Consider the following 24,365-nt stretch of genomic DNA (forward strand, 5'->3'; position numbering starts at 1 on the left):
CACCAAGCGCATCAACGAGGGCTACAACGGCAAGGCCAGCCGAGACGCCAATGCCACCCGCGCACTGAATGTCCTGTCTCGCTAGGAGCCGGAGGTACCGCGGATGCGCCCGAGCAACTCCATCATCCCGTCGAGCCCCCATTCCTCGACCAGGCATTCCTCGTGTTCGGGCGCATCACACCACTCGCGATGGGCGGGGAGGAGCCGGCGCCGCTCCTCGGCCAGGAGTTCCCTCAGCTCGTGGGCGAGCGCTCTGGCTCGTGCATCCGGCTCCCCGAGGTGACCCGCCTCGAGCCGTGACGCCAGACAGCCGAGAGCCTCATACGCCGCCCGGGCCACCTCATCGTCGTAATCCTGGGAGGGATCGCGCCAGAAGCGCAGCGCCACCATCAGCAACCACACGATCACCTCGGCCGGGGCGTCCGCCTCCAACACATCCATCAGGAGCGAGTCCAATCCGGGCCGCCCACGCCGGGAGATGGGCTGGAGGAGCGACCAGGGCAGCCGGTATTCCCGCTCCGCGCAGGTCTCCAGCACGAGCCGGAGCGTCTCCTCCGGGGCATCCAGCAGGGCCTTCAGGAGCGAGCGTCCCCCGTCCACGGCGCATCCGCGCCGCACCAGCTCCCGGCGCAGTTCCGGATCGGGCTCGAGTGTCACACGGGCCACGAGCACGTCTGGCAATCCTCCGGCCCACTCCAGCCACTTGCAGGCGGCCTCGCGCCGCACGTCGAGGCTCTCATCTCCCACCACGCCAGCCACGGCGTTTCGGACGAAGTCGGGCGTGTGAGACGGGAGGGAGGCGATGCAGGCCCGGCGCACCTCGGCGGAAGTATCCGCCTCCAACCGCTCGTGGAGCACCCTCCAGGAATCGGTGTCCTCGGAGCGGCCGAGCATCGCGAGGTACTGGCAAGCCACGGCGCGCACCTCCGCATCCAGGTCCTGCCGCGCGAGGGTGGCCAGCACCGCCCGCTCCTGGTAGCCCGCGAGCACGACGACCAGATGCCGCCGCACTCCCGGATGCGGCTCGGTCATCGAGTCCTGGATCAGCTCGGGACGAATCATCCCCCCCAGGCGCAAGGCCAGGGCCCAGGCGGCGCGGACGCGCTCGGGTGCAGCCCCCGTCTCGAGCAGCGAGCGGAGTGCCTCGGTCTCCAGGCGAGAGATATCAGCGAAGTCACGCATGCCCGCGCAGCATAGAGGCTTCCAGCCTCGCGCCGCTCACTCCCGAGACAACACTTTTCACACGAGGCTCCAGCCACATCTCGTGCTCCACTGCGGACCGCACGACACCTTCCTGGAGACTCCCGCGTGAACCCTCGACACCTCAGCCGGGGAGAGTTCCTCTCCCTCACGAGCCTGCTGGCGGGCTCCTCCCTCCTTCCACGTCCGGCGGATGCCGCGCCCAAGCCCTCCGGGAAGACGACCCCGAGTCCCACCGCTCCGAAGCCCGGGCCAACCGGACCCGCTCCCGTGCAAGGCGACCACTTGCGGCGAAGCTGCCGCGCCGCGTTCAATCTGAACTCCTCCGCGGACGCGGGCACCGAGTTGATCCGCCTGGGTGAGTGGATTCGCGACCAGGGCCTCCAGCCCGACGTGTACGGCAACAGCGAGTTCATCCAGTCCTTCGAGCGTCGCGTCGCGGAACGGCTCGGCTTCGAGGACGGGTGCTTCATGCCGACCGGCACCATGGGCCAGCTCATCGCGCTGCGCATCTACGCGGACGAGGGGGGCACTCGGACCGTGGGACTCCACCCGTCCTCCCACCACGTGCTGCACGAGGACGACAGCCACACCGTGCTCCACGGGCTCCAGCCCGTGCTCCTCTGCCCCTGGTCCCGGCCCGTGATCGCCGAGGACGTGCGCAATGCCCGTGAGCGTCTGGGCATGGTCAGTGTCGAGATGCCCGTGCGCTGGTTGGGCGGGCAGTTGCCCTCGTGGGAGCAACTCGAGGAGCTCAAGCACACGTGCCGCGAGCGCGGGGTGAAGCTGCACATGGATGGCGCCCGGCTGTGGGAAAGCCAGCCCTTCTATGGCCGCTCATACGCGGACATCTGCCGGGGCTTCGACTCCGTGTACGTCTCCTTCTACAAGATGGTGGGCGCCCTGGGCGGAGCCATGGTGGTGGGCGGGAAGGACTTCATCCGCACGGCGCGGATGTGGAGGCACCGGCACGGGGGCAACATCTTCCAGATGCTGCCCTACGTCGCCTCCGCGGCCATGCGCCTGGACCAGGTCCTGGGCCGCATTCCCTCCTACGTCCAGCGCGCGAAGTCCCTCACCGAGGCGCTCGCCGCCGACTCCCGCCTCGTGGTGCTCCCCAGGCCCGTGCAGACCAACATGTTCCGGGTCTTCCTGCGCGGGGATCCCGCCGCGTTCTCTCGCCAGAGGGATCGCATCGCGCGCGAGGACTCCATCTGGGTGGCGAACGGCTTCGGCCAGACACGCGTCCCAGGAGTCGTCGAGACGGAATTGCAGGTGGGTGAAGGGCTCGCGGGCCTCGATGACGCGCAGGCCGTGCGCGCCTTCCTCCGGCTGCTCGAACCCGCGTGACCCGGACAACATCGGGCGAAATCAATCACGAGGGGCCTTATGTCCCCCACGTGCCCGGGTCATACTCCGCCGGGGCCAATCCCCAGAAGGAGCACTCGATGAGATCCTTGAAGAGCGTCTGCATGTTGCTGTGCATGGCCGTCGCCGCCGCATGTGGTGGAGAGCTTCCCGAGGACGTCAACACGGGCGAGGGGGAGGCCACCCCCATGACGGAGGCGGTCTCCCACGACACCTCCGCCCAAGGGCTTCTCATTCCCCCGGGCTGTGGGTCCTTCAAGCAGCGCTGCTGTGCGAACAATGTCTGTTCCAGCGGACTGGAGTGTGACCCTTCGTCGAACACTTGTCTCTATTGAGGCACGGCGGGCGTCAGCCAATAGCGCTGGCGCTGGAAGGGATAGGTGGGAAGCGCGATCCGGCGCCGTGAATGGGGCGCATCGAAGGCCGCCCAATCCACTTCCACGCCCCGGACGTACAACGCGCCGAGTGTCTCCAACACCTGGCTCCACTCGGCGCCGTCCGCGCGTCCCAGATCCAGTCGCACACCCGCGTCACGTGCCCGCGTGACCCGGGGCAGCGCCGCCGAAGCCCAATCCACGGCGGGACCCGTCTCCCCCGCCGCGCGCCTTAGCCCCGCCTCGAGCCCGAGCACCCCCGCCTCCACCGCCGCGATCCACTCCCCTACCCCCTCGCCCGCCACCGCCGAGGGCCTCACTCCCCACGCCCTCCACATCCGCGACAGCGCCCACTGCCGCGCGAACACCGCGATCCGCTCCTGGGATGCGTCCTTCCGCCGCCCCGCGCCCTCGCCGTACATCAGCCCCACCAACGGCTCTCCCAGCAGGTCCTTCACGGCCGCCGCACAGGACTCCAGCCCTTCTCGGAACGCGGGCTGGGTGTCGTACAGCTCTCGGCCCCCAGCCGCCCCCTCGCCGCCAAAGACAAACGTCACGTCCGGCGCCAGCGCACCCGGCGTCACCTTGCTCCCCCCTCGCGCCTCCAGCAGCCGCTCGCGCACCTGCCGCGCATCCCGCCCCACCACCGCCAGCCGGTGCTCGAAGTGCGTCCGCCCCACCGCCGCCGTGAAGCACACGTCTCCCAGGGACTCCGTGCTCGTCGCCAGGAACCGGGCGTAGCGCTCCACCTGCGCCCGCAGCGCCTCCTCGCTCCGGGCCGACAACACCAATACGTGCCCGGGCCGCTCCGGGCGAGGCTCGGGCTCCACCCGTGGGGGAGGCTCCGCCAGCACCACATGCGCCAGCGTCCCCGTCCGCCCGTAGGACGTCACTCCCGCGATGCGCGCCCCCTGCGTGGGCGTCCACGCCGTCAGCTCCCCGGGCACCTTCACCGCCATGCTCGCCCAGTCGATGCGCGGGTTGGGCGTCTTGAGGTGCAGGTGCGCCGGCAACTGGCCATGCCTCATCGCCAGCACCACCTTCATCATCCCCACCACCCCAGACGCCGCCTCCGAATAGCCCAGGTTCGTCTTCACCGAGCCCATCCACAGCGACTCGCCCCCCTTGCGCCCCTCCTTCAACACCGACCACATCGCCTCGGCCTCGATGGGATCTCCCATCGCCGTCCCCGTGCCGTGCGCCTCCAAGTAGCTCACCTCCGCCGGAGCCACGCCCGCGCTCTGGAGCGCCTGACGGATGACTCCCTGCTGTGCCACTCCATTGGGCACCGTGAAGGCACTGCTCGGCCCGTCATGCCCCACCGCCGAGCCCCGGATGATCGCCAGGATGGGCGCGCCCCTCGCCCGCGCGTCCGACAGCCGCTCCAACGCCAGTACCCCGCACGCCTCCGCCCGGCCAAAGCCATCCGCCGATGCGTCGAAGCTCTTGCACCGCCCGTCCGGCGAGAGCGCTCCGCTGCTCGAAAGATAGACACTCACCTCCGGCGAGAGCAGCAGGTTCACCCCTCCCGCCAGCGCCACGTTGCACTCCCCGTTGCGCAGGCTCTGACAGGCCAGGTGCACCGCCACCAGTGACGAGGAGCACGCCGTGTCCACCACGAGGCTCGGTCCCTGGAAGCCCCACAGGTAGGACAGCCGCCCGGAGATCGCGCAGTTGGCCCGTGCCCCCATGAAGGTGGGATCAATCCCCTCCAGCCCCTCCTGGTCCAACACCCGCTGGCCGTAGTCGTTGTTCATCACCCCCACGAACACGCCCACCCGCTCGCGCCTCGCGCGCTCCACCGCGTGCCCCGCCCGCTCCAACGCCTCCCACGCCACCTCCAACACCAGACGTTGCTGCGGATCCATCCGCTCCGCTTCACGCTCCGAGATGCCGAAGAACCGGGCGTCGAATTGCTCCACGTCCTTCAGGAAGCCCCCGCGCCGCGTGGCGATCTTCCCCGGCTCCGTGCCGAACAGGGCCTCCACGTCCCACCGGTCCGAAGGCACCTCGCTCGTGGCGTCCACGCCCCGCACCATCAACTCCCAGAAGTCCTCCGGCCCCTCCACCCCTCCCGGCAACCGGCAGCCCATGCCGACAATGGCGATGGGCTCCCGGCGCGCCGCCTCCGCCTGCTCCAGCCTCGCCTCCAGCTTGCGAATCTTCACCAACTGCTGCTGGAGCAACTGCCGGTAATTGATTTCCTCGGACATGACGGGTCCTCACGAATCCTTGGCGAGATCCTCGGCCACCAGCCGCGCCAGCTCGGCGTCGGACAGCGCATCCAGTTCCTCCGCCGCGGGCACCGGAGAGGCCTTGGCCACGGGAGAAGGTGGAGGCGCGGCCGGCGCCGCCTGGGCGTCGAGCTTCAAGACGTCGGTGAGCAGGTGTTGTCCCAGGAAGTCGACGGTGGGGTGATCCAACGCCACCGTCGCGGGCACCGGCGCGCCGAGCTGCTTCTGCAACACATTGCGCAGCTCGATCGCCATCAGCGAGTCCATTCCGAGCTCGGCGAAGCCCTGGCGCCAGTCGACCTCCGAGGGCTCCAGCCGCAGGATGCGCGCCGCTTCCTCCTGGAGGCTGCGCACCAGCAGACGGGAGCGCTCCTGGGGCAGTGCGCTCCGCAGCCGCTCGGCCAGTGGTGCACCCGCGCGCGTCTCGGCGGCACGGACCGGCGCCAGCGCCGCGTAGAGGGGCACGCGGCCCAGGGCCCCCAGCGACTCCAGGTACACCGGCCACTGGATGGACAGGAGCGCCACCTGGGGCCGGCCACTCGCGAGCGCCTCACCGAACAACGCGAGCGCCCCCGCCGTGGGCAGCGGCCGGATGCCCCGCCGCTCCAGGGACCGGGCCAGGGTTCCGTCCGACGCGCCCACCATTCCCGTCTCCGCCCAGGGGCCCCAGTTGAGCGACTGCGCGGGCAACCCGTGCGCCCGCCGCTCGTGCGCCAGCGCGTCCAGGAAGGCGTTCGCCGCGGCGTAGTTGCCCTGTCCCCCCGAGCCGAGCAGCGCGGAGGCCGAGGAGAAGAGAACGAAGAAGTCCAGGGGCCGGTCCCGCGTGAGCCGGTGCAGGTTCCACGCGCCCGCAACCTTCGGATTCATCACCCGCTCGAAGCGCTCCAGGTCCTGTTGCAAGAGCGCGCCATCCTCCAGCACGCCCGCCGCGTGGATGACACCCCTCAGGGGCGGGCAGGCCGCATCCACCTGACGCAGCAGCCGGGACACCTCCTCCTCGCGGGAGACGTCCACGGACGCGAGCGTCACCCGGGCCCCCACGCTTTCCAGGGCACGCACCGCCTCGGTGGCCAGCGCCGAGGGCGCCCGGCGTCCCACCAGCACCAGGTGTCGCGCACCCCGCTCCACCATCCACTTCGCCACCTCCAGGCCCAATCCTCCGAGCCCCCCCGTGATGAGGTAGGAGGCCTCCGGCAGCAGCACGGGGGCCACGTCCCGTCCACCCCGCTCCTCGCGCAGCTCGGGGTGCAGCCGCACGCCCCGGCGCAACACCACCTCGCGTCCAGCGGTGCTCTCGCCACGGGCCAGCTCGGCCAGCAGCCCCCGGAGGCTGCCCTCCTCGTCCCGGGCGTCCAGGTCCACGCGCGTGCAGCGCAACTCGGGGTGCTCGCGATCGATGACCCGGCCAAGCCCCCACAACGGCGCCTGGGGCAGGCTCACGGGTCCATGGCTCACCGCCTGCGCTCCTTGCGTGACGAGCCACACCGGCACCACCGTGTTGCTCCCCACCAGCGCCTTCACCAGGTGCAGGGCCCCGCCGCTCGCCTCCAGGACGGCGCGCTGCACCGTGTCCGCCGAAGCGTCCTCGGACGCCCGGGCATCGAGGCCCGCCAGGTACACCACCCCCGCGCACCCCTCCGCGCCCAGGGCCTCGCTCACCAGGCGCGCGCAGTCCTCCGGCCGCCGCGCATCCACCTCGAAGGAGCCCGCGCCGAGCTTCTGGAACACGCCCGCCGAGCGGACCCGGATGACCGGGGCCCCGTGCTCCTCCATCAGCCGCCCGAGCCGCTCGCCCACGCCGTGCCGGTCCATCCACAGCACCCAGGGCCGGGGATCCAACACGGGCAGGGGCCCGGACAGAGGCGGCTCGGGCTTCCAGGTCAGCTCGTAGCGCGCCTCCTCCCTCGGCGCCTGGAGTCCCGGACGCACGGCCTCGCGGCTCGCCATCCGCGCGCGGAAGCCGAGCACCTCGGCCACCAGGCCCTGCTCGTCGTAGATGCGCAGATCTCCGCCCAGGGATGCCCCCACCCCGGCCCGGCCGTCTTCCCGGACGCGCGCGTGGCACCACACCGTGCCCCGGGGCCGCCGGTGCACGGTGAAGCGCGAGAGGCTGAAGGGAATGAGGATCGCGTCGGGGAAGCGCGACTGGTACTCCAGCGTCCAGCTCGTGAGCACCTGGAAGCACGAGTCCACGAAGCCGGGATGGAGCACGTGCTCCTCCAGCGAGTCCGGCAGCTCGGGCAGCCGCAGCTCTCCGAGGATGTCCGCCCCCCCGCGCTTCGCCGAGTGGATCCACATGTAGCTCGAGCCGAGCACGTAGCCCTGTCCGCGCATCCCCCGGTAGAAGTCCTCGCCCAGGAGGACCTCCCGGCAACGCGCCTGGAGTTCCTCCCGGGACTCCCACGGCTCCGGGGGCGGGGCCTCACCAAGGCTCAGGGAGCCGCTGACATGCGGCAGCCACGTCTCCCCGCCACCGTCGGCGCCCAGCGACTTCACCTCGAACGCGCCACCGCGCTCCGGCGGCGACAGGATGACCTGCACCGTGCGCTCCTCGTTCTCCGAGAGGATCAACGCGCGCGGAAAGGCCAGGTTCTCCAGGGTGCACGCGGGAGAGCCATACACGTCCTCGATCACCGAGAGCAGCAACGACACGTGCGAGGAGCCCGCCGCGACGCGGGTTCCGTAGAGCCGGTGGTCGTCGAGATGGACCGGACCGGACGGGCCATACACCGTCTCGTAGACGATCGCGTCGAGCGCCGGAGACCGCAGCCGCCGGCCGAAGTGGGGCACCGGAGTCTCGTGGTTCCGGGACGCCGCGCGGGGCGTCGAGCCCTTCCACCAGTAGCGCTGACGCTGGAAGGGATAGGTGGGCAGGGGGATGAGCCGGCCCCCGCCCGCCTCGAGTTCCGAGCGCTCCCATCGGGGCGCCTGGTCCGCTCCGCTTCCGAACACCACGCCCTCGGGGGACTGGCCCGCCTCCACCGCGGACAGCCGCTCGCGCATCCGCTCCGCCGAGTCGGCTTCCACCGTGAGCCAGTGCTCGAAACGCGTGCGTCCCACCGCCGCCGTGAAACACATGTCCACGACGTCCACGCCGTCCTCCAGGGCCCGCGCGTAACGGCCCGCCAGGGCCCGCAGGGCCTCGGGATTCCGCGCCGACAGCAACAGCACGTGCCGCCTCGGCTCCGCCTCCGGGCGCTTGCGCTCGGGCGAGGGCGGTGCCTCCTCCAACACCACGTGGGCATTCGTCCCGCTGAAGCCGAAGGAGCTCACCCCCGCGATGCGCCGGCCCCGCGTGGGCGCCCAGTCCGTCAGCGCCACCGGGACCTTCACCCCCATGCCCTTCCAGTCGATGTGCGGGTTGGGCGTCTTCAGGTGCAGGTGCGCGGGCAACTGGCCGTGCCGCAGCGCCAGCACCACCTTCATCACGCCCGCCACGCCCGACGCCGACTCCAGGTGGCCCACGTTCGTCTTCACCGAGCCCATCCACAGCGACTCGTTGCCCTGGCGCCCCTCCTTCAACACCGACCACATCGCCTCGGCCTCGATGGGATCTCCCAGCGACGTCCCCGTGCCGTGCGCCTCCAGATAGCTCACCTCGGCCGGAGCCACGCCCGCGCTGCTCAGGGCCTGCTGGATGACCGCCCGCTGCGCCTGGCCGTTGGGCACCGTGAGCCCGCTGCTCGGCCCGTCCTGGTTCACCGCCGAGCCCCGGATGACCGCGAGGATGTTGGAGCCGCGCGCCTTCGCGTCCGACAGCCGCTCCAGCACCAGCACCCCACAGCCCTCCGCCCGCGCGAAGCCATTGGCCGATGCGTCGAACGTCTTGCACCGCCCGTCTGGCGCCAGCATCCGCGCCTTGCTCACCGCCAGCATCGACTCGGGCGAGAGGATGACGTTCACCCCCGCCGCCAGGGCCCGCGTGGACTCGCCCGAGCGCAGGCTCTGACACGCCAGATGCAACGCCGTCAGCGACGACGAGCACGCCGTGTCCACCACCATGCTCGGCCCCTGCAACCCGAGCAGGTACGACACGCGCCCGGCCACCGCGTTGAGCGAGGTGCCCGAGGCGAACCACGCATCCACCTGCTCGGCGGGCCCCTGGAGGATGACCCGCGCGTAGTCCGCCGCGGTGACGCCCACGAACACGCCCGTGCGCGAGCCCCGCAGCGCGCTCACGTCCTGCCCCGCGCGCTCCAGCGCCTCCCAGGCCACTTCCAGCATCAACCGCTGCTGCGGATCCATGCTCTCCGCCTCGCGCGGCGAGATGCCGAAGAAGCGGGGATCGAATCGGTCCACCTCGCGCAGGAAGCCGCCCTCGCGCACGTACATCTTCCCCGGTGCCTCGGGATCCGGGTCGTACCAGCCCTCCACGTCCCAGCGATCCGCCGGAACCTCCGAGATGGCGTCCGTCCCCTCCTTCAACAGCCGCCAGAAGGCCTCGGGCGTGTCCGCGCCCCCCGGCATCCGGCACGCCATGCCGACGATGGCGATGGGCTCGTCCAAGGCGGCCCCGGCACGGGCCTCGGCCGTCGCGGCGAGGGGAGACTCCTGATGCAGCAGTGAGTCGAGGTGCTCGGTGAGCGCGCGCACGCTCGGGTAGTTGAACGCGAGCGTCGCCGGCAGCGTCAGCCCGAGCTGCTCCTGGAGCCGTCCCTTCAGCTCCACCGCCATGATGGAGTCCAACCCCAGCTCGTGGAAGCCGCGCTCAGCGTCGAGCGGCTGTCCGGCGGACAGGCCCAGCGTGCGCGACACCGTCTCGCGCACCAGCGTGCCCACGGCCTCGCGCCGGGCGGACGGCGTCGCCGCGTCCTTCCACGCCGGCCGGGGCGGAGCCTTGCCCTCGGGGAGCGCCCGCGTGGGCTCGGTGCCGGGCGCGCGGAGGGCCGCCAGGAACGGCCGGGCTCTCCGGGCCTCGAGCAGGGAGCGGAAGCGATCCCAACGGACACTCGCCACCACGGAGTGCGGTACCCGCGCGGCCACGAGCCGCTCCATCCAGTCCAGCGCGGCCTCGCGATCGAGCGCCTCCAACCCCACCCCCTCCAGCCAGACCCGCTCCTCGATCGTCGCCAGGCCCGCGCCCTCCCACAGGCCCCAGTCGATGCTCGTCGCCACGAGCCCCAGGGCCCGCCGGTGCGCCGCGAGCCCATCCAGGAAGGCATTGGCCGCCGCGTAGGCGCCCCCGTTCGACGAGCCCCACACCCCCGCGACCGAGGAGAAGAGGACGAAGAAGTCCAACGGCAGCTCGCGCGTCAACGCATGGAGGTTCCACGCGCCGTCCACCTTGGGCGCCAGCACCCGCCCGAGCGTCTCCGCGTCCAGATCCGCCACCCGCGCCGTCGCGGACACCCCCGCCGCGTGGACGATTCCGCGCAAGGGAGGCAGCGCGCCCTTCATCCGCTCGAGCAGCGCCGCCATCGCGTCACGCTGGGACACATCCGCCTGGGCCAGCCACACCTCGGCGCCCGCCGCCTCCAGCTCGCGCACCGTGGCGATCCGCCGGGCCTGCTCATCCCCCAGCCCCTGGAGCGCGTCCCATCGCGAGCGCTCGGGAAAGGCCCCGCGCATGGTGAGCACCAGATGGCGGGCACCCCGCCGCACCAGCCGGCGCGCCACGTTCAGCCCGAGCGCCCCCTTGCCGCCGGTGATGAGGTAGGTGGCGTCGGCGCTCACGGGCAGGGGCTGGAGTTCGGGCGCCTCCCGCTCCAGCAACCGCGCCACGTAGCGCTGGCCGCCCCGCAGGAGCACCTGGTCCTCGCCGTCCGCCGCGCCCAGCTCCTCCCAGAGCCGCTCCAGGCCCTCCTCGGGCCCCAGGTCGATCAACCCACCCCAGTGCTGGGGACTCTCCAGCGACACGGTCCGCCCGAGCCCCCACAACAGGGCCTGGGAGGGATTCACGCGCGCCTCCGCGCTCGGGGAATGCGCGTTCCGGGTCACCACCCACACGCGGGCCGCCGCGTCCGGAGTCCCCTCCAGGACGTGAAGCACCGAGGCCAGCTCCAGGCACGCCTCGTGCGCCCGCTCCGTCTCCAGGGCGCGCAGGAACACCACGCCCGTGCACGAGGCCGCGTGCTCCCGCCAGGCCCCCGCGAAGGCCGACGGCGCCACCGTCACACAGGCCATGCCCTGGGACTGGAGGTGCGCCGCGAGCCGGCGGCCCTCCTCTCCCTCGCCCAGCACCAACCAGGAGCCCCGCGCCGGTGCCACCTCGGACACCGCGCGCGCCGAGGGCCGCCATTCCACCTCGTACCGGGCGCCCTGGCTTCCTCCCTCCGGAGCGAGCCGCGCCTCTTCCACCTGGGGCACGACAGTGGCGGACGTCTCCGGAACGGCCCAGTGCCGCTGCCGCCGCCACGGGTAGCGCGGCAGCACGAGCCTGCGGCGGGCGGGTTCGGGATCCACGCCCTTCCACTCCAGGGAGTGGCCCTGGACGAACAGGCGGCCCAGGGTGTCCAGCATCTGCTCCTGATCGTCCTGGCCCTTGCGCAGCGAGGCGAGCCACGTGGGCCCGTCGCCCAGACACGCCTTGCCGAGTCCCAGCAGCGTGGCGTTCGGGCCCACCTCCACGAAGACATCGATGCCCAGGCCGCGCAGCGACGCCATGCCTTCCTGGAAGCGCACGGCCTCGCGCGCGTGGCGGCGCCAGTAGCCCGGCGCGCCCAGCTCCGAGGGCCCCACCACCCGGCCCGTCACGTTGGAGACGAGGGGCAGCTGACCGGGAGCACGTGCCAGGCGCGCCGCCTTCGCCTCCAGCGCGTCGAGCATCGGCTCCATCAACGGAGAGTGGAAGGCGTGCGAGACGTTGAGCTTGCGCGTCGCGAGGCCCTGGGCCTCCAGCGCCGCGAGGATGCGCCCCACGGCCGCCGCCTCTCCGGACACGGTGAGCTGGCCCGGGGCGTTGTCCGCGGCGATCGAGGCGCGTCCATGCTCCTTGGCGAGCAGCGGCTCCACCTGCTCGCGGGTGGCGAACACCATGGCCATGACGCCGCCCGGTGGCAGGGCCTGCATGAGCCGCCCGCGCTCGGCGATGAGCTCCAGCGCGTCCTCCATGGAGAGGATGCCCGCCACGCACGCGGCGGCGAACTCGCCCACGCTGTGGCCCATCACCGCGTCGGGCACCACGCCCCACGAGCGCCACAGCTCCGCGAGCGCGTACTCCAGGGCGAAGAGCGCCGGCTGGCTGAAGGCCGTCTGATCGATGGGCGAGCTCACCCCGTCCTTCGGGTAGAGCACCGACAGCAGATCCATCCGGGGCGAGAGCCGCGAGGCACAGCGCTCCAGCGCGTCGCGGAACGCGGGGGCCGTCTCGTACAACCGGCGGCCCATGCCGGCGAACTGCGCACCCTGGCCGGTGAAGAGGAAGGCCACCCGGGGCGGCGTATGTCCCGCCTTCCCCTGGGCCACGCGCTCCTGCCGCGCGCCCGAGGCGAACGCGGACAGGCGATCGGCGAGCACCCGCGTCGAGCCGCCCACCACGGACAGCCGGTGCTCCATGCGCGCGCGAGCGGTGTTGGTGGTGAAGCACACGTCCGCCGCGTCCTCCTCGGGGTGGGCGGAGAGGTGGCTGGCGTAGCGGCGCGCGAGCTCGCCCAGCGCGTCCTCGTTCCGGGCCGAGAGCGTCAACAGGTGCGTGGGGCGCGGGGCGGGCGCGCGCGTGGGGGCGGCCGGAAGGGGCGCCTCCTCGAGGATGATGTGCGCGTTGGTGCCGCTCATGCCGAACGCGCTCACGCCCGCGAACCGGGGCTGCGCCGAGCGCATCCAGGGTTGCGTCTCGGTGGGCACGAAGAAGGGCGTGCCCTCCAGGCGGATGCGGGGGTTGAGCCGGCTGAAGTTCAGGTGCTTGGGAATGGCCTCGTGATGGAGCGCGAGCGCCGCCTTCATCAACCCGGCGATGCCCGCGGCCGCCTCCAGGTGGCCCATGTTCGTCTTCACCGAGCCGAGCGCGCACGGCTGCCCATCGGGACGGGGCTTGCCCAGCACCTCCACCAGGGCCTCCACCTCGATGGGGTCACCCAGGGGCGTGCCCGTGCCGTGGGCCTCCACGTACCCGAGCGCCGAGGGTTGCAGCTTCGCGTTCTTCAGGGCCTGGAGCAGCAAGTCCCGCTGGGCGAGCACGTTGGGCGCGGTGAGCCCCTGCGAGCGGCCATCCTGGTTGACGGCCGAGCCGCGGATGAGCGCGAGGATCCGATCTCCGTGGGCCTGGGCGTCCGACAAGCGCTTGAGCACCACGAGGCCACAGCCCTCGCCCCGGACGAAGCCATTGGCGCGCGCGTCGAAGGCGCTGCACCGGCCATTCGGGGAGAGCGCCTGCATGCGCACGAGCGACTGGGTGACGGACGGGTGCAGCACCAGGTTCACGCCGCCCGCGAGCGCCACGTCACACTCGCCCGAGCGCAGGCTCTGACAGGCCAGGTGCACCGCCACGAGCGAGGAGGAGCACGCCGTGTCCACCGAGAGGCTCGGGCCCCGGAGCCCGAGCGTGTACGACAGGCGTCCGGGCGGGAAGCAGTGCCCGTTGCCCGTGGAGAAATAGGCGTCGATGCTCTCCGGATCCGTGGGCAGGAGCCGCGCGTAGTCATCCCCGGTGAGCCCCACGAAGACGCCCGTGGCGGTGTCCACGAGGCGCTCGGGATCCTGCCCCGCGTGCTCCAGCGCCTCCCACGCCACCTCCAGCAACAGGCGCTGGCGGGGATCCAGGCTGGCGGCCTCGCGGGGGGAGATGCCGAAGAACTCCGCGTCGAAGCCGCTCACGTCCTCCAGGTAGCCCGCCCAGCGGGGAGCACCCGAGTCGGGCCCGAAGCGGCGCGAGGCCGGCTCGCGGCGGACGACGTCCCGGCCCGCGGCCAAAAGCTCCCAGTAGGCCTCCGGCGTGTCGGCGCCTCCCGGGAAGCGGCACCCCATGCCCACCAGGGCGATGGGCTCGGAGCGCGCGCGCTCGAGCGATTCGATGCGCGCCTGCATCTTCTGCATCGCCATCACCGCGCGTGCCAGGCGCTGCTTGAGTTCCTCCTTGACCTCCTCGCTCACGATGCGTCCTCCCAGCCCGCCAGCGCGTCATCCACCATTTCGAGCAACTTCCCCTCGGACAGCTCGGCGAGCTGGTGCACCTCCTGCTCCACGGGAGCAGGCCGGTTCTTCTCCTTGCGAGGCTTCTCCACGGGCGCCGCCGGCGCCGCCTGCTCCTGCACGGGCGCCAGGCCGAGCTGCTCCAACAGGTAGCCTGACAGGGCCATCAGCGTAGAGCGCGCCCACAACAGCGTCACCGACAGCTTCAGGTCCAGCGCGGCCTCGATGCGGTTGCGCAGCTCCAGGCTCATCAGCGAGTCGAGCCCCAGGCCCCGGAACGGCTCATGCCGCCCGATGCGCGCGGGGTCCACCCGGAGCACCTGGGCGAGCCGCTCGCGCAGGTAGTTCTCCAGCATCGCCACGCGTCCGCCCGGCGCGCAGCGCTTGAGATCCAACAGCAGGCTGGAGCGTCCCCGCGCGCCCTCGGCATGACTCTCCTGCGCCAGCTCCTCCCAGACGTGCTGAGACGCCGCGCTCGGGAAGAACTGCAACCACTGGCGCAAGTCCAGCAGCACCGCGCCCGCGTTCGCCGCGCCCTCCGCGAGCAGGCGCTCGAGCAGCGCGTCACCCTGTCTGGTCGTGAAGCTCGCCATGCCCTGGAAGGCGAGGCGCTCGCCCCGGTTGGCCCGCGCCGCGGCGAGGCCCACCTCGGAGAAGGGCCCCCAGTTCACGCTCAACGCCGGCAGGCCCTGCTGGCGCCGGTGGTGGGCCAGCGCGTCCATGGCGGCGTTGGCCGCCGCGTAGTTGCCCTGGCCCGGCATGCCCAACAGTGCCGACATGGAGGAGTAGAGGACGAAGAAGTCGAGCGGCTCGTCGCGGGTGAGAGCGTGCAGATTCCAGGCGCCCTGGATCTTCGGGATCAGCACCTCGCGGAAGCGCGAGAGCTCCTGCTGCTCGAGGATGCCGTCATCGAGCACGCCCGCGCAGTGCAGCACGCCCCGGAGCGTGGGCAGCTCGCCGCGCGTGCGCGCCACCACCTCGGCGAGCCCCCGGGCATCCGCCACGTCCACGCGCGCCACCTCCACGCGCGCCCCCGTGGCCCGCATGGCCTCCATCTTCTCGATGGCGGACTCGGACGGGGAGCCGCGGCCCAACAGCACCAGGTGGCGCGCGCCGTGCCCGACGAGCCACTGGGCCGCCGACAGGCCCAGGCCCCCGAGTCCTCCGGTGATGAGGTACGAGCCGTCCGCGCGCACCCGGAAGCCCGGCTTGGGCGGGACGACGCGCAGCTGCGGATCCTGCATCGTGACGACGAGCTTGCCCACGTGCTGGCCCCGCGCCATCTCCCGGAAGGCCTCGGACACCTGCGACACGGGGAAGGAGCGGTGCTGGACGGGCCGGAGCATGCCGGACGCCATGCGCTCCATCACCTCGTGCAACAGGCGCGCGCACACCGCGGGCCGCCGCTCGCGCAGGCCGCCCAGGTCGATGGCCACGTACATGAGCCGGCGGCTGAACTGGGACAGCTCCAGCGAGCGCCCGGCGTGGATGTCCCGGTTGCCCACCTCGAGGAAGCGGCCGTCCGGCGCCAGCACCTCCATGCTCCGGGTGATGGCGTCTCCGGAGAGGGAGTTGAGCACCACGTCCACGCCCTCCCCGTCCGTCACGCGCATCACCTCGTCCGCGAAGGCGAGCGTGTGCGAGTCCATCACGTGGGTGATTCCCATGCCGCGCAGCAGTTCGCGCTTCTCGGGGGTGCCCGCGGTGGCGAACACCTCCGCGCCCAGCGCCTGGGCGATCTGCACCGCCGCGAGCCCGAGCCCGCCCGCGGCCGAGTGGATGAGGATGCGCTCGCCCGCGCCCAGGTGCGCCAGGTGGTGCAGCGCGTACCAGGCCGTCATGAAGACGCTGGGGATGGAGCTTGCCTCCTCCACGCCCATGTCCGGAGGCCGGCGCGCCACGAAGCGCGCGTCCACGACGACGTGCGAGGCCATGGCCGAGCGCGCGAAGGCCACCACCGGGTCGCCCACCGCGAGCCCCTCCACGCCCTCGCCCACCGCCACCACCCGGCCCGCGCAGTCCAGTCCGAGCGGCAGCCCCTCCAGCGGCACGCCCGAGCGGCCCCCCTCCACGTCCTTCATCACGTACAGGCCCATGGTCTTCATCACGTCGATGAAGTTGAGGGCCGAGGCCTCGACGGCGATCTCCACCTCCCCGCGCGCGGGGCGGCGCCGCTCGGCCATGCGCACCACCACGCCGCCGAAGGAGGCCGCGGGAGCCGTCTCCACCAGGAAGCTCTTGCCGGCCGCGGGCAGCAGGGGCTCGTTGAGCATGTCCTTGGCCGCCGAGCGCCGCACGAGCCGCGCCACCATGCGCGTTCCCCCACGCAGGGCCACCTGCTCGTCATCCGCGCGCGCCGACAGCTCGCGGCCCAGCGACTCCACGTCCACCTGGGCGGAGGAGGGATCCAGGTCCACGCACGTGCAGCGCAGCTCCGGGTGCTCCTGTCCCACCGTGCGGCCCAGGCCCCAGAGCGCCGCCTGGAGCGCGCCCGGCGTGGGCGAGCCCAGCACCGGCCACGCCCCGCGCGTCACCAGCCACAGGCGCGGTGGATCCCTCCAACCCCAGCGCAGCATCTCCTGCACCACCCGGAGCGCGCCGCCGCAGGTACGCATCGCCGACTCGAGCGCCTGCTCGCCCGGCACGTCCGGCCCGGCCGCGTCCAGGCCCCACAGGTACGCCACGCCCGCGCAGGAGTTCTCCTCGGGGAAGCACTGGCGCACCACGGCGCTCAGGTCCTCGCGCGAGCCCGGGGCCACGGTGTAGTGCCGGGCGTGGATGCGGCGCAGGCCCGTGCCCGCCTCCACGCGGATGCACGCCCCGCCCCACGACTCCAGCATCTGCGCGAGCGCCTCGCCCACGCCGGAGGCGTCCTGGAAGATGAGCCACGGCATGTCGGCGGAGCCCGGCTCGAACACGGCGGGCAGGCCCGCGCGGCGCCAGGCGACCTCAAAGAGCGAGCGATCCTGCTCGGCGCGCGCCTTGCCGTAGCGCGTGGGCAGGGCCGCGAGCTCCAGGCCCTCCACCACGGCGAGCGTGGCGCCCTGCCCGTCCAGCAACACCACGTCGCCCTCCAGGGTGGAGCCCTTGCGCCAGGACTCGCGGGGGGTGATGCGCGCGTGGGCCCACTGGGGCGTGCCCCGGCGCAGCAGCTCGAAGTGGCGCAGGCGCACGGGCACGAAGGTGGTCTCATCCGAGGGCAGGCACTCGAGCAACACCTGGAGCGCCGCGTCGAGCACGCCGGGGTGCGAGGCGCCCGTGGCCCCGAGCGCGTCGGGCACGGCGATGCGGCCCAGGGCCTCGCCCTCCGTGCTCCACACCTCCTGCACGCCGCGGAAGGCGGGGCCGTACTGGAGTCCGCGCTGCTCCATCTCGTGGTAGTGCGCCTCGCCGATGAGCAGCCGGGACGACAGGCGCCGCTGGAGCTCCTCCACCACGACGGGCGCCGGCGCGCTCCGGGTGTGGCTGTCCGAGGCACGCACGCGGCCGCCCGCGTGCACCGTCCACATCTCCGCGCCGCTGCCGCCCGGGGTGGGGATGAAGCTGGACACCTTGAAGGAGATGGCTCCCGTGGAGCTCACGTCCACGAGCAGCTCGGCCCGGCGCGCGCTGTCGCCGAGCAGCGCCAGGGCGTCGTCGATGCGCAGCTCCTCGAGCACCCACGGCCCGGGGCCGAGCGCGGACTGCACCGCCGTCATCACCCAGTCCAGGTAGGCCGTGGTGGGCAGCAGCACGGAGCCCTGCACCTTGTGGTCCGCCAGCCACGGGAGGGTGGACAGGCCCACGTCCACGTCCCAGAAGAAGGCGCCGGGGCGCAGGGAGGAGCGGCGGGGCTCGCCCAACACCGAGGCCGGTGCCGCCTCGCGCTGCCCGTGGGGGAGCGCCGGCTTGGCGCCGGGTTGGAACCAGCAGTCCTGGCGCTGCCAGGGATAGTCTGGCAGCCGCACCTGGCGGCCCCCTTCCGGGTAGAGCGCCTTCCACTCCACCTCGTGGCCCACCACGTAGAGGCCCCCGAGCGTCTCCAGCATCACCTCGCGCTCGTTCATCTCGCGCCGCATCGACGGCAGCACCGTGCCCTCCAGGCGCAGGTGGGCGATGGTCTGCTCGATGGAGGGCAGCAGCACCGGATGCGGGCTCACCTCCACGAAGAGCGTGTGGCCGCTGGTGGCCAGGCGCTCCACCACCGGCGAGAGCAGCACCGGCTCGCGCAGGTTGCGCACCCAGTAGGCCGGCTCCAGGTCCGAGCCGTCCATCACCTGGCCCGTCACCGTGGAGTACAGCGGCACCTCGCCGCGCCGGGGCGACAGGCCCTCCAGGGCGCGCAGCAGGTCCTCGCGCAGGGGCTCCATCTGCGGGCTGTGCGAGGCCACGTCCACCTTCACCCGGCGGCAGAACACCTCCTGGGCCTCCAGCTTCTTGAGCACCTGGTCGAGCGCGTGAGGATCCCCGGAGAGCACGGTGGAGCGGGGGCTGTTGCTGGCGGCCACGGACAGCCAGTCCTCCAGGCCCTGGATGGCGGCGCGGGCCTCCTCCAGCGTCAGCTCCACCATGGCCATGCCGCCCTGGCCACTCACCCGGCGCAAGAGCAGGCTGCGGCGGCAGATGACGCGCGCCGCGTCGTCGAGGCTCAGCGCCCCGGCCACGTGCGCCGCGGCCACCTCGCCCATGCTGTGGCCCACCACCCCGTCGGGCACCACGCCCCAGGCGCGCCACAGCCGCGCGAGCGCCACCTGCACGGCGAAGAGCGCGGGCTGCACCTGATCCACGCGCTCCATCCACGCGGCCGAGTCCGAGCGAAGCAGCTCCACGAGGGACCAGTCCACGTGGCGGCGCAGCGCCGCGTCGCACTGCTCGATGGCGGCGCGGAACACGGGCTCCTCGGCCATGAGGCGCCGGCCCATGCCGGCCCACTGCGAGCCCTGCCCCGGGAAGACGAACACCACGGGCTGGTGCCGGCCATCCGCGTGGCGGGTGGTGGACAGGCCCGGGCGGCTCTCTCCGCGCAGGAAGGCGCCCAGGGCCGCCCGGGCCTCGGCGTGGTTGCGCGCCTGGAGCGCCAGGCGGTAGTGCAGGTGGCCGCGGTGGACGGAGGCGGAGTAGCAGACGTCGTGCAGCGACAGCGGGCGCTCCTCGAGCCGGGCGAGCAGCAGGTGCGCGGCGCGGGCGAGCGCCTCGGGCGTCTGCGCGGACAGGGGCAACAGCTCCACGCGCGTGGAGTCCCCGGAAGGCCGTGTCGGCGAGGGCAGCTCGCTCACGGGCGACTCCGGGGGAGGCAGCGCGCTCCAGCGCACCGCGACGCCCCGGGCGTGCAGGGCCCCGAGCGCCTCGAGCAGGGCGGCGCGAGGCTCGTCACGCCGCAGCGAGCCCACCACCACGCCCGCGCGCACGGCCTTGCGCAGGAGCTGCTCCACCGGACGGCACAGCACCGGGTGGGGGCTGAGCTCCACGAAGGTGTCGAAGCCCTCGGAGACGAGCCGCTCGGCGGCCTGGGCGAAGCGCACCGGCTGGCGCGGGTTGCGGCAGCGCGCGTCACCGGCGCGGCCCTCCGGGCCCACCTCGCGCGCCAGGGTGGACAGCCACATGGGGCCGCTCGCGCGCGCCCACAGCCGCTCCTGGGCCGCCTCCAGCTCGTCGCGCAGGGGCTCCCACTGCCGCAGGCGGCTCGCGCGGTACACCTTCCACACCGCGTCCACCTCGTCCATCCCGCCGGCGATGCACGCCGCGGCCACCTCGCCCACGCCATGGCCCACCACGGCCTCGGGCTCCACGCCCCAGGAGCGCCACAGCGCCGCGAGCCCCATCTGCACCGCGAAGGCCAGCGGCTCCGCGGCGTCCTCGTCCGTCTCCCCCCGCGCGTGCGGCTCGCGCAGCATCTCCACGAGGGACCAGCCCGCCAGCGGCATGAAGCTCGCGTCCAGCGCCTCCACGCGGGCGCGGAACACGGGCTCGGTGGCCAGGAGCTCCCGGCCCATGGCGGGCCATTCCGAGCCCTGGGGCGCGCACACGAAGGCCACGCGCGGGCGCTCGCAGGGCTCACCGGTGAAGAGGCCCGCGCGGCGCTTGCCCTGACGCAAGCTCTTGAGGAGCGCGGCCAGCTCCGAGCGCGTGCGGAACACCATGGCCGCGCGGTGGCCGCCCGCGCCCGCGTACAGGGCCCAGGTGCGGCACAGGTCGCGCACGGGCACCGGCGCCGAGCGGTTGAGCACCAGTTCCTCCGCGCGGGCCGCCTGGGCGAGCAGCTCCTCGGCGCTGTCGGCCGCCAGGGGCAACAGCTCCTCGCCCCCCACGGGGCACTCCTCCATCACGACGTGGGCGTTGGTGCCGCCCCAGCCGAACGCGCTCACGCCCGCGGTGGCCGGCCCGTCCTCTCCAGGCCAGGGCAGCGTGTGGCGCGGCAGGCTCAGGCGCAGCTCACCGAAGGGGATGCGGGGGTTGGGCTCGCCGTGCAACATGTGCGGGGGCACGAGCCGGCGTGACAGCGCGAGCGCCACCTTGATGACGCCCGCGATGCCCGCGGCGCCCTCCAGGTGGCCGATGTTCGCCTTGAGCGAGCCGATGAGCAGCGGCCGATCGATGGCCCGGCCCTCGCCGAGCGCCGCGCCCAGGGCGCTCGCCTCGGTGGGGTCTCCCAGGGCGGTGCCCGTGCCGTGCGTCTCCACGTAGTGCACGCGGTTGGTGGGCACGCCCGCGCGCGCGTACGCCTCGCGCAAGAGCGCCGCCTGACCGGGCACGCTCGGCGCGGTGAGCCCGTTGCCCAGGCCGTTGTTGTTCACCGCGCTGCCGCGGATGATGCAGTAGATGCGCGCGCCCGCGGCGATCGCCGCCGACAGCGGCTGGAGCACCACGAGCCCCGCGCCCTCCCCTCGCCCGAAGCCATCCGCGCCCGCCGCGAACGCCTTGCTGCGCCCGTCCGGTGACAGCCCGCCGAACTTGGACAAGAGCACGTTCGCCTCGGGCGAGAACATCAGGTTGACGCCACCCACCAGCGCCAGCCGGCTCTCCCCCGAGCGCAGGCTCTGACACGCCAGGTGCACCGCCACGAGCGACGAGGAGCACGCCGTGTCCACCGTGAGGCTCGGCCCCTTGAGCCCCAGCGTGTACGAGAGGCGGTTGGCCACGATGTTGAGCGACTGGCCCGTGGCGCTGTGCAGCGTCACCGCCGCGCGCTCGCTCAGGTGGCGGTCCGCGTAGTCATGCCAGATGGAGCCCATGAACACGCCCGTGCGCGAGCCCTTGAGGCTCGAGGGGGGCAGGCCCGCGTCCTCCAGCGCCTCCCACGCCACCTCCAGCATCAAGCGCTGCTGGGGATCCATCTCCGCGGCCTCGCGCGGGGAGATGCCGAAGAAGAGCGGATCGAACCCGCTCACCCCCTCGAGGAAGTAGCCGTGGCGGGTGATCATCCTCCCCTCGGCCTGGGGGTCCGGATCGTACCAGGCATGCGCGTCCCAGCGATCCGCGGGAACCTCCTGGAGCAACTCCCGGCCCTCGCACAGCACGCGCCAGAACGCCTCCGCGTCCGGCGCCCCGGGAAAGCGACACGCCAGCCCCACCACGGCGAGCGGCTCCACTTCACCCGAGGCCGCCAGGGCTCCCGTCTCCGTGTCCTCCTCGCGCTCCGCCTTCGTGGTGGAGTGGACGCCGGGCTTCAGGGGGTTCTCGCTGTCCGTCATGTCTTGCCTTCCTGTGTCCCGCTTCCAGCCGTCAAAGACTTGCGTCCCTTACGGACTTCACCTGTTTTCGCGTGTCCAGCGCATGAAGGCTCGCCCACCCGGGGCGCACCCCGGGTGTCGTCTATTGTGACGCAGCGCATATGAGCGGGGCCCCATCTGAACCCCCTCAAAATCGCATGTCTTTTCTGGCTTGAGGAGCGGGTAGAGACAGACCCGCGCGAAAACGGATAGAGCGGGGATTACCGGGCTGTAAAACAACCGGGAAGCGGGTCATTCAATTCCTGGCATGGCCTGGATGCCCAGCTTTTCAATCTCTTCCAGGCTCAAGCCCGCCTCCTGGAGGATCTCCCGGGAGTGCTGTCCCAGAGAGGGAGGAGGACGCAGGGGCGTGTCGCCCAGGCGCAGCGGCGTGAGCAGGTGGGTCACCGTCCTCCCCCGAGGGGTATCCACGGACCGCGCGAACAGACCCCGGGCGCACAGCTGGGCATCCGCGAGCACCTCGTCCCCTTCGAGTACGGGTTCGACACACACGTCGTGGCCGCTGAAGCGTTCCATCCAGTACGCCAGCGGATGCTCGGAGAACAGGCGCGTGAGCTCGGCCTTCACGCGCGCGCCCGCCTCGCCCGGGGAGTAGCCATCGGCGAGCAGCTCGGGGCGTCCGAGCACCTCGCACACGCCGGCGAAGAACTTGGGTTCGAGGGCGCCCACGGAGAGGTAGCGGCCATCCGCGGTGCGATAGAGCCCGTAGCCGGCGAAGCCGCCGTTGAGCACGTCCATGCCGCGGCGCAGGGGCGGCGCCTCGTCGCCGAGGAAGAGCCGCGCGGCCAGGTGCATGTGGAGGAAGGCCAGGGCGCCGTCCGTCATGGACACGTCCACGAAGCGGCCCTGGCCGGTGCGCTCGCGCTCATGGAGCGCCGCGAGCACGCCCACCAGCGCGAAGAGGCTGCCGCCGCCGATGTCGCCCACCTGCACGCCGGGAAAGGCCGGCGCGCCGTCTGGCTGTCCGCCGTAGCCGAGCACCCCCGCGCGCGCCACGTAGTTGAGATCATGTCCCGCCTGGAGCCGATCCGGGCCCGTCTGGCCGTAACCGGAGATGGCGCAGTAGATGAGCCGCGGGTGGAGCGCGTGCAGCGCGTCCCAGCCCAGCCCCAGGCGCTCCATGACGCCCGGCCGGAAGCTCTCCACGAGCACGTCGTAGCCGCGCACCAGGCGCAGGAAGGCGTCGCGGCCCGCGGGGGACTTGAGATCCAGCGTGAGCGAGCGCTTGTTGCGGTTGAGCCCGTAGAACAGCGCGCTCTCGCCGCTGTCGCTCAGCGGAGGCATCTGGCGCAGGGGATCGCCCCCGGCGGGGTCCTCCACCCGGTCCACCGTGGCGCCCAGGTCGGCGAGCACCAGCGTGGCGTACGGGCCCGGCAGCAGCCGGGAGAGATCCAGGACCTTGAGGCCAGACAGGGGAAGCGTGTTCATGGGCGTGGGGGCGGGGGCGGGAAAAAAAGAAGCGGCGCGAGCCCCAGAGGAGCGCGCGCCGCCCGAGGAAACCCGCGGCCCCGAGGGGGACGCGGCTTCCGGTGAGTCTAGCCCAGCAGCTTCGCCAGCTTCATGGCGAGGCCCATGTCCATGGGCTTGAACTTGATCTTCCCCTGCATGGCGGCCATCTGCGAGTTGAGCTTCTTCTCCGTGATCTTCACGAAGTCGTCGTTGCTCATGTAGACGGTCATCTTGGACGCGCCGTTGATGCCCTCGGACACCCAGCCCTCGGGCTTGGTGCAGTCCAGCGTCCACTTGCCGCCGTTGTCGCCGCTGATGTCGAAGTGGATGACCGCGTTGATCTCCTTGGCCAGCTCCGGCTTCTCCTTGAGGATGCTCGGGATGCGGCTCTCGATGATGTCCTTCGAGTTCATGCTTGCTCCTTGGGGATTGATTGTTGAATCAACGCCGGCCAGGACCGTAATGACGGCTCCCGGGGAGGTCAAGCCAGCAAGCGGGCTCAGCGAGCGGTACCGCGCGTGCCGTTGGCCAGGGCACGGCGGACCATGTCGAGCAGATCACTCAATTCGAAGGGCTTGGCCAGATGGCCCGTGGCGCCGATGTCCGTGGCCTTGAGGCCCACGTTGCGGTCGGCGCTCAGGACGATGATGGGGATGTGGGCCACGCTGGGCCGCTGACGCATGCGCTGGGCGAACTCCCAGCCGTCCATCACCGGCATCATCAAGTCCAGGAGGATGAGCTGGGGGGGATCGGGCTCGAGCCGTTCGAGGGCCTCCTTGCCATTGCGAGCCCGGCGGATCTCGAAGCCCTCGGCCTCGAGGATTTCCGACAGGGCCTCGAGGATGTCGGGGTCGTCATCGACCACCAGCACGACGTGGGAATCCTGGGGCTGAAGATTAGCGGAAGACAGATTCTTCTCCTCAAGTGATGCGCGGGCTCGATTTTCCCCCAAGGCGCGTCAAGGT

General features: G+C 72.2%; 9 protein-coding genes. 1 reads left to right on the forward strand and 8 read right to left on the reverse strand.

Features of this window, described 5'->3' with window-relative positions:
• Positions 1 to 81: 81 nt before the first annotated feature.
• A complete protein-coding gene (locus tag F0U63_RS32355; protein ID WP_395835859.1) occupies positions 82 to 1,182 on the reverse strand; it encodes a HEAT repeat domain-containing protein in 1,101 nt (366 codons plus the stop codon).
• Positions 1,183 to 1,308: 126 nt separating this feature from the next.
• Here F0U63_RS32355 and F0U63_RS32360 point away from each other — a divergent pair, with 126 nt between their 5' ends.
• On the forward strand, positions 1,309 to 2,550 hold the full coding sequence (locus F0U63_RS32360) for a threonine aldolase family protein (RefSeq protein ID WP_395835861.1): 1,242 nt from the start codon (positions 1,309 to 1,311) through the stop codon (positions 2,548 to 2,550).
• Between the two features lie 37 nt (positions 2,551 to 2,587).
• On the opposite strand, the gene F0U63_RS32365 is transcribed toward F0U63_RS32360, so the two are convergent.
• The 7 genes from F0U63_RS32365 to F0U63_RS32395 all read right to left on the reverse strand — a co-directional run bounded on the left by F0U63_RS32365 (position 2,588) and on the right by F0U63_RS32395 (position 24,271).
• On the reverse strand, positions 2,588 to 2,803 hold the full coding sequence (locus F0U63_RS32365; protein WP_395835863.1) for a hypothetical protein: 216 nt from the start codon (positions 2,801 to 2,803) through the stop codon (positions 2,588 to 2,590).
• A 93-nt stretch (positions 2,804 to 2,896) separates the two neighbouring features.
• Entirely contained in the window at positions 2,897 to 5,155 is a 2,259-nt protein-coding gene (locus tag F0U63_RS32370; protein WP_395835865.1) for a type I polyketide synthase, read from the reverse strand.
• A 9-nt stretch (positions 5,156 to 5,164) separates the two neighbouring features.
• Positions 5,165 to 14,203 carry an SDR family NAD(P)-dependent oxidoreductase gene (locus F0U63_RS32375; RefSeq protein ID WP_395835868.1) on the reverse strand — a complete coding sequence of 3,013 codons (9,039 nt, stop codon included), beginning with the start codon at positions 14,201 to 14,203 and terminating at the stop codon, positions 5,165 to 5,167.
• Positions 14,200 to 21,912, reverse strand: a complete 7,713-nt coding sequence (locus tag F0U63_RS32380) for an SDR family NAD(P)-dependent oxidoreductase (RefSeq protein ID WP_395835870.1) — start codon at positions 21,910 to 21,912, stop codon at positions 14,200 to 14,202. The genes F0U63_RS32375 and F0U63_RS32380 overlap by 4 nt, the downstream gene beginning before the upstream one ends.
• A 270-nt stretch (positions 21,913 to 22,182) precedes the next feature.
• Positions 22,183 to 23,379, reverse strand: a complete 1,197-nt coding sequence (locus F0U63_RS32385) for a CaiB/BaiF CoA transferase family protein (RefSeq protein WP_395835872.1) — start codon at positions 23,377 to 23,379, stop codon at positions 22,183 to 22,185.
• Between the two features lie 107 nt (positions 23,380 to 23,486).
• Entirely contained in the window at positions 23,487 to 23,813 is a 327-nt protein-coding gene (locus F0U63_RS32390) for an SCP2 sterol-binding domain-containing protein (RefSeq protein ID WP_095988854.1), read from the reverse strand.
• Between the two features lie 86 nt (positions 23,814 to 23,899).
• Positions 23,900 to 24,271, reverse strand: coding sequence for a response regulator (locus F0U63_RS32395; RefSeq protein ID WP_395835875.1), 372 nt, complete (start codon positions 24,269 to 24,271; stop codon positions 23,900 to 23,902).
• Between the last annotated feature and the right edge of the window lie 94 nt (positions 24,272 to 24,365).

This window comes from Cystobacter fuscus, from assembly GCF_044360685.1.
Lineage (GTDB): Bacteria > Myxococcota > Myxococcia > Myxococcales > Myxococcaceae > Cystobacter > Cystobacter fuscus_C.

Bases quoted from the DNA above. Each gene is read 5' to 3' on its own strand.
- F0U63_RS32390 (WP_095988854.1), bottom strand. From the start codon at position 23,813: ATGAACTCGAAGGACATCATCGAGAGCCGCATCCCGAGCATCCTCAAG.
- F0U63_RS32380 (WP_395835870.1), bottom strand. From the start codon at position 21,912: ATGACGGACAGCGAGAACCCCCTGAAGCCCGGCGTCCACTCCACCACG.
- F0U63_RS32355 (WP_395835859.1), bottom strand. From the start codon at position 1,182: ATGCGTGACTTCGCTGATATCTCTCGCCTGGAGACCGAGGCACTCCGC.
- F0U63_RS32370 (WP_395835865.1), bottom strand. From the start codon at position 5,155: ATGTCCGAGGAAATCAATTACCGGCAGTTGCTCCAGCAGCAGTTGGTG.
- F0U63_RS32385 (WP_395835872.1), bottom strand. From the start codon at position 23,379: ATGAACACGCTTCCCCTGTCTGGCCTCAAGGTCCTGGATCTCTCCCGG.
- F0U63_RS32365 (WP_395835863.1), bottom strand. From the start codon at position 2,803: ATGAGAAGCCCTTGGGCGGAGGTGTCGTGGGAGACCGCCTCCGTCATG.